The organism is Microbacterium sp. KU4F, from assembly GCF_056868075.1.
This window is the reverse complement of sequence record NZ_CP200324.1, coordinates 2913721-2928810: the sequence shown is the minus strand read 5'-3', so window position 1 is coordinate 2928810 and position 15090 is coordinate 2913721. Positions and strand designations below refer to the sequence as shown.

Below are 15090 nucleotides of genomic sequence, written 5' to 3'. Positions count from 1 at the left end.
GATGCGCATCATCCGTTCCCTTCTCGCCGGCCTCGCCCTGACCGCCGTGGTCGTTGCGGGGGCGCTGCCGTCGACGACGGCCGCGTTCACCGACGCGACCGCAGCGACGGGGAACACCGTGGCCACGGGCAGCCTCACCGCGACAGCGGTCGACGCCACGATGGCGCAGCCCTCGGCGACGAGCATCGATGTCGCGTGGGGCGCGGCATCCGTGCCCGGCTCGTCGCTCGCCCCGTCGTACACGGTGGAGCGTTCGGCCACGGCGGACGGGGCGAACCCGACGACGATCTACACCGGCGGCGACACCCGGACCACGGATGCCGGGAGCGTTCCGGCGGAGGCGGCCGACATCCCCTTCACGGCGGTCGCCGCGGCCGGCGCCGGAACGGCAGCGTTGGCGGCCGACGGGGCCGTGTACACGTGGGGACCCAACGGGCACGGGCAGCTCGGCAACGGCAGTACGACGAGATCCACGGTGCCCACACGGCTGGGCTCGGAGAACTTCGGCGGGGAGAAGGTTGTCTCGATCGACGTGGGGTCTCTCCACGTCGTCGCGGTGACGGAGTCGGGCGCCGTCTACACATGGGGGAACAGCGAGGTCGGACAGATCGGCAACGGCGGTACCGCCACGCAGACGAGGCCGACGCGCCTTCCGGCGAGCGCCTTCGGTGGGCAGCCGATCGTCGCCGTGACGGCGGGCGCCTACTACACGGTGGCCCTGGCGAAGGACGGGTCGCTGTTCAGGTGGGGCCTGAATCAGGCGACGGAGCTCGGCGTCGCCATCGACATCTCGCGGTCGCGCACACCCCAGCGCATGGATCCTTTGCTCTTCGGCGGGCAGCGGATCACCGCGGTGGAGGCCCGCTCCAACCACACGGTTGCGTTGGCTGCCGACGGCACGCTCTATACCTGGGGGGCGAACGAGTCGGGTCAGCTCGGCACGGGCGACAAGCGGCTCAAAGAAACGCCGCACCGGTTGGATCCGTCGCTCTTCGAAGGGCTCAAGGTCACCAGCATCTCGGCGGGAGACCAGCACATCGCCGTCCTAGCAGAAGGCGGCGCCGTCTTCACGTGGGGATCCAATGCGCACGGACAGCTCGGAGTCACCGCCCTCAAGGCCCCGTGGGTCCCGGTCCGGGTGCCGACGGATAGTTTCGAGGGGCAGGAGATCACCGCGATCACTGCGGGATCGCGTCACACGCTGGTGACCGCGAGCGGCGCGCTGTTCACCTGGGGGGACAACTCCTACGGGCAGCTCGGACGCGGCGGCGGGACGACCTCGTCGACTCCGACCCGCGTGGCAGCAGAGCAGTTCGGGCAGCAGGGGATCGCCGCGATGGCGGCCGGGAGCGCCCACTCGGTCGCTGTCGGGGAGAACGGTGCCCTCTACACCTGGGGGAACAACGGCAGCGGGCAACTCGGCAACGGCCTGCGGGATACCTCCAGTGACACCCCGCAGCACATCGTCGTCACCGGTGATCCCGCGTGTGCGGTCGGCGCGACCACCTTGGCGGACGGCTCGTGTTCGCTCGTCCCCGACACGACGTACTACTACCGGGTCGCCTACACGCTCGGAAACTGGAGCGCTCCCGCATCCGCGTGGACTCCGCTCACCACCGGGCTTGCGGCACTCACTCCCTCCGGCGGCGATACGTCGCCGACGTCCGTGACCGTGACGTGGCCGGCGGCGACCAGGCCGTCCACCTACACGCTCGAGCGTTCTTCTTCGGCCGACGGGTCGAACCCGACCACGGTCTACACCGGCAGCGACACGACCGCGACCGACACCGGCAACCTCCCGGCCGAGCTCGCGGCGATCCCAGTCGCCGCGATCGCCGCAGGCGAGCTGCACACGATCGCATTGACGAGGGATGGCGAGGTGTACACGTGGGGGAACAACTGGCGCGGGCAGCTTGGCAACCGCACAGTCACGGCATCCTCGACGCCCGTGAGGGTGGAGCCGACCTCCTTCGGGGGTCACAAGATCGTGGCCGTCGCGGCCGGCGAGTACCACTCGGTCGCGCTGGCTGATGACGGCCGCGTGTGGTCGTGGGGATACGGCGAGCAGGGGCAGCTGGGTCACGGCATCCCAGGGGACTGGCTGACCCCCGTACCGGTCAGCGCGGATCGCTTCGGCGGGCAGCGCGTCGCCGCCATCGCCGCGGGCGGCGAGCACACCGTCGCGCTGACCGAGAACGGCGAGCTGTACACCTGGGGCAGCAACGCGTGGGGGCAGCTCGGCGACATCGCGGCCATGAACTCACTGGCTCCCATGCGTATCGATCCCTCTCATTTCGGCGGGCGCAAGATCACGAGCATCGCCGCGGGAGCCTCGCATACGGTCGTGGTGGTGGAGGGGGGTGCAGTCTTCGGCTGGGGGAAAGGCGGGAGCGGTCAGATCGGTGACGGCGGCACCGACGAGATGTACTGGACGCCGACCCCTGTCGACATGACCCCCTTCGCCGGGCAGGCGGTCGTCGCCGTCGCCGCGGGCGAGCTGCACACCGTGGCGCTGACGGCGGACGGCAAGGTGTACGCCTGGGGTTACGGCAATGATGGCGCCCTCGGGAACGGAACCATTTTCACCAAAGTGGTGCCCACGCCCGTCGATGCGACGCTGTTCGGCGAGAACAAGATCGTCGCCGTCGCGGCGGGTGAGCGTCACACTCTCGCTGTCACCGAGAACGGAGTCGCGTTCTCCTGGGGGGACAACGCTGACGGACAACTCGGCCACGATGCCTCGGTCGACTCGTCGCGTCCGGCGTTCGTCGACGCTTCTCGGCTCGGCGGGCGCAGGTTCATCGGCGTCGCCGCCGGACAGACGCACGCGATCGCCCTCATGGACGACGGCGGCGTCGTCACGTGGGGCTCGAATGTTCACGGGCAGGTAGGAGGCAGCGCAACCGAGCCCTTGTCCGTCCCCACCGCCGCGGGACCGACACGTCCGTACTGCGCCCCGGGTGCGGTGCTCACGGGCGATCGGTGCTCCCTCACCCCGCACACGACCTACCTTTACCGCGTGACGTACACGAGCGGTGACCGTGCGGGTCCGGCATCCGCGTGGACCCCACTGCTCACCGGGATGCCCTAGCCGATGCGAATGCTGTCAGCCCTGCGGTGGGTGCTCGTTGCCGTGATCGCGCTCGTGCTGCTCGCCCCGTTCGCGCTGAGCGCCGTGACGGGACTGCGAACCCTCGAGGTCGACGGCGGGTCGATGGCGCCCACCTATGAGCGCGGCGACCTCGTCGTCGTCGACCCGGCTCGGGTCGAGACGGTGGCGGTCGGAGACGTCGTCACCGTGCGGCGACCCTCGGGGGTGCTCTACACGCACCGGGTGGAAGGTGTGGATGCCGACGGGCAGATCACCACGCGGGGGGATGCCAACCCCGTCGCCGACATCCCGGCCGTCAAGGCTGGCGACATCCTCGGCGTCGTGACGGCGCACATCGCACGGCCGTGGGCAGCCGTGATCGTCGCGGCGCAGTCGCTCCCAGGTCGCGTGAGTCTCGCGCTTGTCATGGTCGGGCTGCTCGTCATCAGCGGATACGGCCCACGGACCCGCCTCAGCCCTGCCGCCCCTTGAAGCGGGGGTTGAGCTTGTTGATGACGAACACCTTGCCGCGCCGACGCACGACCTGGGCGCCGGGCTGGTTCTTCAGGGACTTGAGCGAGGCACGGACTTTCACGGCGACTCCTTATTGATAACGGTTCTCATCAAGAGGTTATGCTGGGTGCTCCGCCCGAGCAACTGGAGAGGACCGGCATGGAATCGATCCCTGTCGCCATCACCGGGGTGTGCGCACCCGAACGCCACCTTTTCGCCGAACGCGCCGCCGCGACACTCGGCCGCCGCCTGGTCTGGGCGTACGGCGGACCGAGGCACACGACGTCGCATCGCGCCCAGGGCTTCTGGGCCGGCGGGCGCGACGAGCTCGCACTCTTCGACTGCGCGACCGACCTCGACCCGCTGCACTTCAGCAGCGCGTTCGACATCCCGCCCGTGCTGGTGTGCGTCATCGACGCGCCGCACATGATCCAGGACCTGCGCGACGGCTCGGCGCTGCGCGACGACGCACCGCCCGGCGACGACCGGGGCGACCACGGCGCCCGTGCGCGGCAGGCGGCGGCCTTCATCGAGAGTGCGCACCTCATCGCCTTCGTCAACTGGGAAGGCGTAGACACGGCGAGGCTCGCGATGCTCATGGCGCTCGCCTCTCACCTCAACCCCTTCGCCCGCATCCGTCTCACACGGGAGCCGCACGAGGATGTGCGCGCGGCGCTCACGATGGACACCACCATCGCCGTCGGGGAGCGCGCGGGATGGGTGCGGATGCTGAACGACGAACACGATCCGCACATGACGGATCGTCGCGTGACGACCTTCCGGTACGAGCAGCTGCGCCCCTTCCACCCGGAGCGCCTCGTGCGCGCGCTCGACGATGAGATCGACGCGCGCCGCTGGGGACTCGTCCTGCGCTCGGTCGGCTTCTGCCGCCTGGCGACCCGCCAAGGCATGCTCGCGCGCTGGGAGCAGGTCGGATCCGCCATGTGGCTCGACCCGCTCCACGCCCGCGACGCCTACAGCTGCATCGGGCAGGAGATCGCCATCACCGGACTCGACCTGAACGTGGGCGCGGTGGCGCGAGCACTCGACGCCGCCGCGCTGACGGATGCGGAGATGGATGCGGGCCCCGAAGCCTGGGAGCGGTTCGCCGATCCCCTGCCGTCGTGGCCGGTCCAGGCGTGATCAGAGCGCGCGGAGGATGTCCTCGACGCGCTGCTTCGCGTCTCCGAACAGCATCTGCGTGTTCTCACGGAAGAAGAGCGGGTTCTCGACGCCCGCGTAGCCGGATGCCATCGAGCGCTTGAAGACGACGACCTGGCGCGCCTCCCAGGCACGGATCACCGGCATCCCCGCGATGGGGCTCGAGGGATCCTCGGCTGCGGAGGGGTTCACGGTGTCGTTGGCGCCGATCACGAGCACGACCGAGGTCTGCGCCAGGTCGTCGTTGATCTCGTCCATCTCCAACACGATGTCGTAGGGCACCTTCGCCTCCGCGAGGAGCACGTTCATGTGTCCGGGCAGGCGCCCGGCGACGGGATGGATGCCGAATCGCACCTCGATCTCCTTCGCCCGGAGCCGTTCGACGAGCTCGGCGACCGGGTACTGCGCCTGCGCGACGGCCATGCCGTACCCCGGCACGATCACGACGCTGTCGGCGTCGGCGAGCATCTCCGCCACCGACTCCGCATCCGTCTCGCGATGCTCGCCCGCCTCGGCGGCCGGTCCGGATGCGGTCGGGGCGCCGAAGCCACCCGCGATCACAGCCAGCAGCGAGCGGTTCATCGCCTTGCACATGAGGAACGAGAGGTACGCACCGGACGATCCCACGAGAGCACCGGTGATGATCAGCAGGTCGTTGTCGAGGAGGAATCCCGCCGCGGCGGCGGCCCAGCCGGAGTAGCTGTTGAGCATCGAAACGACCACGGGCATGTCGCCGCCGCCGATGGAGGCGACGAGGTGCCAGCCGAGCGCCAGGGCGAGGACCGTCACCGCGATCAGCAGCACGAGCGTCGGGGTGATGACGTACCAGACGGTGAGTGCGGCGAACACGAGGAGCGCGCCGAGGTTGAGCGCATTGCGTCCCGGCAGCATGAGGGGCTTCGACGGCATCCGGCCCGAGAGCTTGAGGTACGCGACGAGCGACCCGGTGAAGGTCACCCCGCCGATGAACACGCCCACGAACACTTCGCCGTGGTGGATGTCGCGCAGCGCGCCGGTGAGTCCGCCGTCGTGCAGGTGCCCGTTCCAGCCCACGAGCACGGCAGCGAGGCCGACGAAGCTGTGCAGCAGAGCGATGAGCTCGGGCATACCGGTCATCTCCACCGACCGGGCGCGCCAGAGCCCGATCGCCGCTCCCACCGCGACCGCTGCCACCAGTAGGGGAAGCCCGAGGGCTGCGGCACCGGACGAGAACGCACCCGTGACGGTGACGACGATCGTCGCAACCAGGGCGATCGCCATGCCGGCGATGCCGGATGCGGCGCCGGCGCGCGCCGTCTCGTGACGGCTGAGCCCGGCCAGACTCAGGATGAACAGCAGCGCCGCGACGAGGTAGGCGGCGCCGGCGACGGCGGCAGCGGTCATCGGCTCGTCCCCTTCGAGAACATCGCGAGCATGCGACGGGTCACCGCGAAGCCGCCGAAGACGTTGATGCTGGCCAGCAGGACGGCGGCAGCGGCGAGGACCTGCACGACCGGCTCGGGGACCGTGAGCTGCGTGAGGGCACCGACCACGATGATCCCGGAGATGGCGTTGGTCACGCTCATGAGCGGGGTGTGCAGGGCGTGATGCACCTTGCCGATCACGTAGTAGCCGACGACGATCGACAGCGCGAGCACGGTCATGTGCTGCGGCAGCGGCGCCGGCGCGAACGTCACGATCGCGAACAGGGCGAGCGCGGCGAGCGCGAGCAGCAGGAGCTTGCGCCCGCGCCGCGGCGGCGGAGGTTCGGCAACGGATGCGGCGGGCGCCGGAGGCGCGGAGGGTGCTGCGGATACGGCGACGGGCGGCGGCGGCCAGAGCACGTCGCCTCCCGCGGTGACGGTCACCGAACGCTGCACGACGTCGTCGAGGTCGAGGACGAGAACGCCGTCCTTGCCCGGCGTGAGCAGGCGCAGCAGGTTGAGCACATTCGTGCCGTACAGCTGCGACGACTGCGCGGGCAGTCTTCCCGCCAGGTCGGTGTACCCGAGGATCACGACGCCGTTCTCGGTCACGACACGCTCGTCGGCGACCGAGCCCTCGACGTTGCCACCGTGGCCCGCCGCCATGTCGACGATCACGCTGCCGGGCCGCATCCCGGCCACATCCGCGGCCGTGATGAGCCGCGGTGCGGCGCGTCCGGGGATCAGCGCCGTGGTGATGACGATGTCCACCTCAGCCGTCTGCGCGCTGTACAGCTCCGCCGCGGCGCGGTCGTACTCTTCGCTCGTCGCTCGCGCGTAGCCGTCGCTCGACACGGTCTCGCTGCTCACCGTCACGGGAAGGTACTCGCCACCGATGGAGCGCACCTGGTCGGCGACCTCGGGGCGCGGGTCGGTCGCGCGCACGATGGCGCCGAGGCTGGATGCGGTTCCGATCGCCGCGAGGCCGGCGACACCCGCGCCGGCGACGAGGACTTTGGCCGGCGGCACCTTGCCCGCGGCGGTCACCTGACCGGTGAAGAAGCGACCGAACTCGTTCGCCGCCTCGACCACCGCCCGGTAGCCGGAGATGTTGGCCATGGAGCTGAGCACGTCCATCGACTGGGCCCGCGAGATGCGCGGGATCGCGTCCATCGCGAGCGCCGTCACTCCCTGCGCCGCCAACCGGTCGACCAGGTCGAGGTTCAGCGCGGGGGCGAGCTGGCTGATGAGCACCGCACCCGAGCGCAGCCTCGCGATCTCGTCCTCTCGGGGCGCGTCGACGCCGAGCACGATATCCGCACCCCAGGCGGCGTCCTCATCCACGATCGCCGCTCCGGCGTCGCGGTAGGCGGCATCCGGGAACGCTGCACGCGAGCCGGCGTCCGCTTCGACGACGACCTCGTATCCGAGCGCGATCAGCTTGCCGACGGTCTGCGGGGTGGCAGCGACGCGGTTCTCACCGTCGCCCTCCGAGACGATGCCGATGCGGGTCATGGGGCGACTCCTCGTGCGGGGCGGGGCGGTGGGGACGCGGCGGGCCGCTGCTCTCATCCGAGCATGCCGACCCCGCTTCGCACCAGCATGACGACCGTGCGAAATCCGCAGCGGTCAGCGTGCCCGAGCCGCGCGCGGCCGGAACAGCGCGACGAGCACGACCATCACGACGAGCTCGACGAGGGTCTGCGTCACGACGACGAGCGGGGCGGGCGAGAGGGATGCGGGCAGCGCCAACGCGAGGGGAAGGACCGCGAGGGAGTTGCGGGTCACCCCGCTGAACACCGTCGCGATCCGTTCGGGGCGCCGCATCCGAGCGGCCCTCGCCACGAGCAGCCCCAACACGGCGGCGACGGCGGCGAATGCGGCGAACAGGGGCACGAGGACGGCGAGGACGGCGAGGCGCTCGCCGACGGCGTGAACCTGCGAGCCCACGACGACCGCGAGCACGAGCATCATCAGCGGCACCATCGCCCCGAGCACCCCGGTCTCGAGGACGCGGACGGGGCGGAGGGTGCGCGCGAGCAGCTGGGTGACGACGGCGAGCGCGAGCGGCAGGACGATGAGCAGCCCGAACGCCTCGACGAACGGACCGGGGTCGATGGCGTCGACCAGCTCGGGTCCCGCCATGATCCAGAGATAGCCCGGCAGCAGCACGAGCTGGGCGAGCATGAGCAGCGGCGTCGCTGCGAGCAGGCGTTCCCGCGCACCGCCGGCCAGGTGGGCGAACACGATGACGTAGTCGACGCACGGGGTCAGCAGCACGAGCAACACCCCCGCGAGCAGGGCCGCATCGTGCGCGACGACGCGCGACAGAGCGAACACGACGATCGGCACGAGCACGAAGTTCAGGACGAGGACCGCCGCGAGAAAACGTCCGTCGCGCAACGCCTGCCCGATGCGGGCGAAGGGCACCGCGAGGAACGTGGCGTACAGGAGCACCGCGAGGGTGGGTGTGATCGCCGCTTCGAGCACCGGCGCGCTCGCGGGCGCCGTCAGCCCGACGACGACGCCGAGTGCGATCGCCGCGAGATAGAGCACGACCTGGTGCCGCTCCCCCCACGCCCGGACCGTCGCCATCCCCCTAGCCTGCCGCACGCCGACGGTCGCCCCGCTCCCCGATCCACCGGGGCGACCGTGCCGAGACTCAGCTCACGCGGCGACGGGGGCGCGCCAGAACCGCTCCCGCACCCAGCAGGGTGAGCAGCATCCCGGCGGCGAGCGCGCCGTACGGCATCTCGGTTCCGGTGACGGCGAGCGTGTTCTCGGCCACGACGCGCACGGGAGCCCAGCCGATGAGCGTCCCGTCTGCGGCGTACACGACGATCCGGTGATCGCCCAGCGGCGCGTCGGCGGGGATGCGCGCACGCACGGCGCCCGCCGCATCCACCGTGCCCGCGGCGATCCGCTGCGGCGTGGAGTACAGCCAGACCTCGACCGCAGCGCCCGCATGCTGAGTGCCCACCGACACGGTCACCATCGCGCCGCGCTCGACGCGCTCCGGGGCGCTCACGCCGCCACGGTTGGCGGGCGAGAGCGCGCCACCGGGGAGAGGCGTGACGCCGACGCTCGGCGAGCCGCCACCCGTTCCCGGCAGACCCGGCTGCGTGCCCGGGCCGCCCGGCTCGGTCCCCGGATTGCCCGGCTCGGTCGGTTCGGTACCGCCCGGGAGCGAACCCATGCGCAGCGCCTCGGCGGCGAATCCGTCGGCGAACCAGTACGCCGGACGCATACCGCCTACGGTGAGCGATGCCGGGGCGGTCGCGAAGCCCTCGTTGTTCAGGTCGGGCATGCCGGCCGGCCGAGCCACGTGCGCCACCTGCGGCGACGCGGTCCCGTTGAGCGTGATCTGCGCGGCGGTGCCGCCGCATCCGTTGTCGCAGACGGCCCACAGCGCGCCGAGCACGGTGTCGTAGTCGAGCGCCATGACACCGGGCAGGCCGGGGTTGATCGTCGCCACGAGGCGGGCTTCGCCGCCGGGCAGCAGCGCGAGTGCGTGCACGAGCCCGGTGTCCTCGACCGCCACGAAGAAGAGCCCGTCGCCGTGGCCCGGGTAGAGAGCGGGGTCGTAGGCGGCACCTGTCGTGCCGACCAGCGCACCCACGAGATCCTCGTCCGACACCCACTCCACGGCCTCGAGCCCGACGTTCGCGGCCACGGCGGCCAGGCCCGGCACCACGTCGTTCAGTTCCCACTGCGCGGTCGCGACCACATCCGGCCCGGGAGAGGCCGGATCGACCTCGAGGATCGTGTTGCGGTTCACGCCCTTGGCGGCGTTGTCGCGCTCGGAGGCGAGGAAGACCCGCCCCGACCCGTCGACCGTGATGCCCTCGGCATCGGGGCCTGCCTTCTCGGGCGAGCCCGCGTCCGCGATGAATCGCGCCCGCTTGCCGCGGTCCCAGCCGGGCGCGAACGACGTGGTGCCGTCGGCCGCGATCGCGAGCTTCCAGAACGTGCCGGTGCCGTTGTCGACGGCCCAGAGATACGCGCCGTCCGGAGTGTCCTGGACGTCCAGGCCGGAGCTGTCCTCCAGGAAGGTCGGTTCGGCATCCAGCACGCGGACCTCGGCGGAGCCGGGCCATGCCCCGACAGGGAGCGCACCCGGGCAGAGGTTCGCCGCACCCTTCGTGGCCTCGGATGTGGTCGCGAAGGCACCCGTCGCATCGGGGCAGCGTCCCCAGGTCGTCGCGGCGTGCCCCGCTCCCCAGCTCGTCTCGTCGATGAGCGCTGCGCCGTCGAACAGGCGCACCCGGTCGCCGCTGCCCAGGCCGAAGCCGAGCTGATCGCGGTCGATCACGAGATAGCCGCCCGCGGCGATCGTGCTCCCTCCGGGCAGAGCGTAGACGTGCGCGTCATCGTCGTCCTTCACGACGATCCCGCTCACGTCGAGCGTCGCGCCCGTCGGGTTGACGAGCTCGATCCAGTCGTCGGGTGCGCCGCCGTCCGACTCGACCTCGTTGATGCGCACGGGGTTGCCGCACGCGTTGGGCAGGCCCTTCGTGGAGGTCGCGACGTCGATGAAGTCCCCAGTGGCCTCGGGGCAGCGGGCGAGCACACCGTCCGCGTGCGCGGCGTAGACGTGCTCGTCGACGGTGAGCCCGGCCGCGTCCCGCAGCGTCACCGTGTCGCCGTTGCCGAGTCCGAAGACGAAGTCACGGCCGCCGTCGAAGACGAACCGTGCGCCCGCGGCGAGCACCGTCCCCGCCGGCAGCGGCGTCGCCTCACCGGCGTGGCCCACGGGGTCGTTGTCCATGACGCTCCAGCCCGAGATGTCGACCGGCGTCTGCGCGTGGTTGATGACCTCGACCCAGTCGGTCGCGTCACCGTTCGACTCGATCTCGTTGATGGCCACACCCGGCATGACGCAGGAGTTGGCCGCGCCTCGGGTCGGGTGCGCGAGCACGAAGTCGGCATCACCGCCGGCGCAGCGGGCGAGGGTCGCATCCGCCTCCGAGCCGTTCAGCGCCGCGTGTCCCTGCCAGGCCCCGGTGCGGTCGATGAGTGAGCCGGCGGGGTCGAACAGCCGGATCTCGTCGGTGCTGCCGATCCCGATCGCTGCGGCGAAGGCCGCGGCGACGCCGCCCACCACACCGACGGTGTCCGCATCCACCACGACGAATTGTCCGGCCGCGATCACGGTTCCGGGCGCGAAACGCCAGCTGTGATCATCGGAGTTGTCACGCAGCTCATACCCCGAGATGTCGAGGGCCGCCTCCCCGGGGTTGATGAGCTCCACCCAGTCGGCGGGCGACGAGTCCACCTCGCTCAGTCGCACAGAGCCGGGGGTCACCGGCACCTCGACGTCGTTGGCGGCGCCCTTCGTCGGCTGCGCCGTGACGCCCCAGCCCGACGAGAGGACACCGTAGGTGGTGGGCGCGTGGCTCGTCCATGCGCGTTCGTCGACGAGAGCGCCCGTCGCGTCGAACAGACGCACGGCGTCGTCCTTTCCGAGTCCGAAGTCGAACTGGCCGGCACCTCCCTTGAGCTCGTCGATCACGAGGAAGCCGCCGGGCGCGAGGCTCGTCCCCGCCGCGATCACCCAGACGTTCTCGTCCTTGTTGTCCTTCACACTCCAGCCGTCGAGCTGGACGGCCGTCGAGCCGGCGTTGAAGAACTCGATCCAGTCGCCCGGCGTTCCGCCGTCGGACTCGACCTCGTTGATGCGGATGCCGGCGTCAGCTGCGAGGGCGGCGGACGGCGCGGCGATCAGGGCGGTCGCGGCAAGCGCGCAGACCGCGGCGACGGCGAGGGGCGGGGACAGGCGGGACATGGCTCTCCTGGGGCAGGGTGCGGGTCACCCCAGGTCATCGAGAACGGATGGCGCCCGGGCGCACGGTCGGCGACGGGCCGGTGAACGCAGGGTGTCCACTTGCCCCTCACCCGCGCCGCTCAGGCGACGCGTGTGCCAGGGGGTAGCGATCGCGCCGGCGTCCGCGTGCGGCGATAGCCACCCCAGAACAGCAGACCGGCGACCACCAGCTGCACGCCGAGTCCGACGAACCAGCTGGGCGCGAGTCCCGCCGTCTGCTCCTCGGTGCTCGGATAGGGCTGCTCCGGGTTCTCGCATCCGTCGGTGCGCACCTCGGTCTCCGGCGCGATCTGCGCCAGTCGCACAGCCGAGGCGATCTGGCCGAAGAGGTCCTGCGGATAGCCGTTACGGTCGTAGACCGTCGGGGTGGCGTCGGCGATCACGACGAAGGGGTTGGCGGCGAGAGCCCACCACACCCGGTCGAAGCGCGGCACCTCGGTCGTGTAGGTCTCCCACGGACTGCATGAGACGACCCCGCCGCTCGTGTCGTAGTCCATCCCCCACCGCGTCGAGTGGGTCACCTCGGTGCGGGTGGCGATACCGCCGAGACCGAACACGATGAGCGTGCCCACCACGAAGGCGGCCATGACCAGGTAGGTCGACGCGACCGAGAACAGGGGGCGAGCCAGCAACGCGCTGAGCCCCACGCCGATCGCGGCGAAGATGCCGATCTCCAGGATGAGCACGAGCAACGAGACCATGAGCGAGACCGGTGCGACACCGCCGGCGACCGTCGCCGCGATCAGGAACGGGACGGCGACGGCCAGGAATGCGAGACCGGTGATCCACGCGGCGAGGAGCTTTCCGAACACGATCTCGGCCGTCGTGGCGCGCGTCACCTGGACGGCCGCGAGGGTCGCCGATTCCCGGTCGCCGTTCACGGCGTTGCCCGCCACGGTCGGCGCGACCAGCAGCACCAGGAGCAACACCATGTAGACGATGACCGAGTAGATCGCCCCTCCGGGCCCCTCGCTACCCGACCACATCCCGAAGGCCAGGAAGGAGAGCACCGTCACGCCCAGCAGGATGACGGCGAAGACGCCGAGCAGCACGTACCAGGCCACCGAGCGGACGCGCTGGGTCAGCTCCAGGACGGTGATCGTCCACAGTCTCGACGCGTTCATGCGCCCTCCTCCTCGGATGCGGGGCGAGCACTCGCCGGATCGGAGAGATCCATGAAGGCCTGCTCGAGACGGCCGACGGCCGGGGCGAACTCGGTCACGGCGATGCCCGCATCCAGGATCGCCCGAAGCCCCTGGGCGGCGTCCTCCTCGCCGGCGAAGCCGAGGACGAACGCCTCCCGATCCCGGCCGACGTCCTGTGGGCGGCGACCGAGTGCCGCGGCGAATGCGACGGGCGTCGGCGGCTCACCCCAGACGCGCAGGCGCCAGGGGCGCACCGCCGCCGATGCGCTCGGTGCGGAGACGGAGATGCCGTCGCGAAGGAAGACAGCGTCGTCGACCAGTTCCTCGAGTTCGGCGAGCACGTGGCTGGAGACGAGGACGGTGCGCCCTGCCGCGGCGAAACCGCGCAGCAGTCGGCGCAGGTCGATGCGCGCCTGCGGATCGAGGCCGGATGCCGGCTCGTCCAGGAGCAGCACCTGCGGGTCGTGCACGAGGGCACGAGCCAGCCCCAGCCGCTGTTTCTGTCCGCGTGAGAGCACCCGCGCCGGCGAGCCCGCGAGCGGCCCGAGTCCGACATGGTCCAGGAGCGCGTCGGCGCGCCCGGCCGCATCCGTCTTCGTCATCCCGTAGAGCCGCCCGGTCATGACGAGCGTCTCCCGCGCCGTCAGTGCACCCCACGCCCCGAGGGCGTCCGGCATCCAGCCGAGGACGCTGCGCGCCGCGGCAGGATCCTCGATGGGATCGATGCCGTGGATGCTGATCGCGCCGGAATCGGGGCGCAGCAGCGAGGCGAGCATGAGCAGCAGCGTGGTCTTGCCGGCGCCGTTGGGCCCGACGAGCCCGGTCACGCGTCCCGGCTCAGCGACGAACGTCGCACCTCTCACCGCCTGCACCGCGCCGAAGGAACGGGTGACGTCGCTCGCGACGATGCCGGTCGAGGTCATGTTCCGACACTAGGGGGCGGGCTGTGCCGCACGCACGCAAGTCAGCGAAAGAAGGCGACTCCGAGATCAGCGTGATCGACGAAGACCCCGTCCAGCCCCGCTTGGCGCAGCAACTCCCACTCGCCCTCGTAGTCGCCGAAACGCGCCGGTTCGCTGCCGAGGCGGAACTGCCGCGACAAGAATCGGTTCTCCGGTCGGGCGGTCCAGGTGAAGACCAGGAGGCCGCGCTGCTGCGCCTCCGCGACCACCGGCGCAGGACGTGTGATGCGACCCAGGGTATTGGGCACGAGAATCAGCTTCTTGTCGAGGCTGATGCCGTCGAACCTGCCGACGAGCGCGTCGAGTCCTCGCGGCGAGACGATGTCGCGGTAGGTCGGCGCGTCCGCGCCGAGGGAGACCAGCAGGTCGACGGGTGAGCCCTCGGCCTCGATGAGATGGATGTAGGTGCCGGGCACACCTCGTTCGCGCAACGTCGTGAGCACCGTCGGCTCGAAGGACTCGAAGGTCAGGGGTGAGCCCGCATCCAGCCACCCCGCCTGCTTCAGGTCGGCTTCGAGCAGCGGAACGAGATCGAGTCCGATCGCTTGGAAGTAGGCGGCGTGCTTGATCTCGAGCACGAGACCGATCGGGCGGGATGCGGCGCCGATGATCTCGAGCAGATCGACCAGTCGCAGGATCGGCTCCGTATCGTCGTGCGTCGCGCTCTGGGTTCGGATGCGGGGCAGTCGCTCCCGGCAGCGCAGGGTGGACAGCTCGTCCCACGTGAAGTCCTCGGTGAACCAACCGGTCATCGAGTGGCCCGCGAACTGCTTCGTGCGCTTCAGGTGGGCGAACTCGGCTCGATCGGCGACGTCGGTGGTGTCGGAGATCTCGTTCTCGTGGCGGATCACCAGCACGCCGTCCCGCGTCGCGACCACGTCCGGCTCGAGCGCGTCGACCCCCTGGGCGATGGCGAGTTCATAGGACGAACGGGTGTGCTCGGGCAGATAGCCGGGTGCACCACGGTGACCGATCACGAGAGGAGGCATCG

At 70.8% G+C, this 15090-nt stretch carries 11 protein-coding genes; 3 read left to right on the top strand and 8 right to left on the bottom strand.

Translation table 11 applies throughout. The annotated features are described in order from the left end of the window. Position 1 precedes the first annotated feature (1 nt). Together AC1VNH_RS14610 and AC1VNH_RS14605 are read left to right on the top strand one after the other, a co-directional pair. Positions 2-3091: an RCC1 domain-containing protein gene (locus tag AC1VNH_RS14610; protein ID WP_483112233.1), complete on the top strand. Its 3090-nt coding sequence runs from the start codon at positions 2-4 to the stop codon at positions 3089-3091. A gap of 9 nt (positions 3092-3100) precedes the next feature. Next, complete coding sequence (locus AC1VNH_RS14605) at positions 3101-3583, top strand: signal peptidase I (protein ID WP_483112231.1); 483 nt, start codon at positions 3101-3103, stop codon at positions 3581-3583. Here AC1VNH_RS14605 and ykgO read toward each other — a convergent pair. Further along, the gene (ykgO, locus tag AC1VNH_RS14600; RefSeq protein WP_137416250.1) at positions 3564-3686 is read right to left on the bottom strand and encodes a type B 50S ribosomal protein L36; all 123 of its coding nucleotides are present in this window, start codon (positions 3684-3686) and stop codon (positions 3564-3566) included. The two genes, AC1VNH_RS14605 and ykgO, sit on opposite strands and share 20 nt — an antisense overlap. 77 nt (positions 3687-3763) lie before the next feature. Here ykgO and AC1VNH_RS14595 point away from each other — a divergent pair, with 77 nt between their 5' ends. After that, positions 3764-4747, top strand: coding sequence for a GTP-binding protein (locus tag AC1VNH_RS14595; protein WP_483112229.1), 984 nt, complete (start codon positions 3764-3766; stop codon positions 4745-4747). Here the strand turns inward: AC1VNH_RS14595 and pntB are convergent, their stop codons facing one another. The 7 genes from pntB to AC1VNH_RS14560 form a co-directional block, all read right to left on the bottom strand. Then, a complete protein-coding gene (pntB, locus tag AC1VNH_RS14590; protein ID WP_483112227.1) occupies positions 4748-6148 on the bottom strand; it encodes a Re/Si-specific NAD(P)(+) transhydrogenase subunit beta in 1401 nt (466 codons plus the stop codon). Next, a complete protein-coding gene (locus tag AC1VNH_RS14585; protein ID WP_483112225.1) occupies positions 6145-7683 on the bottom strand; it encodes a Re/Si-specific NAD(P)(+) transhydrogenase subunit alpha in 1539 nt (512 codons plus the stop codon). Before AC1VNH_RS14585 ends, pntB begins: the two co-directional genes overlap by 4 nt. A gap of 114 nt (positions 7684-7797) precedes the next feature. Then, a complete protein-coding gene (locus AC1VNH_RS14580; RefSeq protein ID WP_483112224.1) occupies positions 7798-8763 on the bottom strand; it encodes an arsenic resistance protein in 966 nt (321 codons plus the stop codon). Positions 8764-8830: 67 nt separating this feature from the next. Beyond that, positions 8831-11953 (bottom strand): lamin tail domain-containing protein, encoded by a 3123-nt coding sequence (locus AC1VNH_RS14575; RefSeq protein WP_483112223.1) that lies wholly within the window; start codon positions 11951-11953, stop codon positions 8831-8833. Between the two features lie 119 nt (positions 11954-12072). Further along, positions 12073-13116 carry an ABC transporter permease gene (locus tag AC1VNH_RS14570; RefSeq protein WP_483112221.1) on the bottom strand — a complete coding sequence of 348 codons (1044 nt, stop codon included), beginning with the start codon at positions 13114-13116 and terminating at the stop codon, positions 12073-12075. Next, the gene (locus tag AC1VNH_RS14565; protein WP_483112220.1) at positions 13113-14060 is read right to left on the bottom strand and encodes an ABC transporter ATP-binding protein; all 948 of its coding nucleotides are present in this window, start codon (positions 14058-14060) and stop codon (positions 13113-13115) included. Before AC1VNH_RS14565 ends, AC1VNH_RS14570 begins: the two co-directional genes overlap by 4 nt. A 41-nt stretch (positions 14061-14101) precedes the next feature. After that, complete coding sequence (locus tag AC1VNH_RS14560; RefSeq protein WP_483112219.1) at positions 14102-15088, bottom strand: glycerophosphodiester phosphodiesterase family protein; 987 nt, start codon at positions 15086-15088, stop codon at positions 14102-14104. Between the last annotated feature and the right edge of the window lie 2 nt (positions 15089-15090).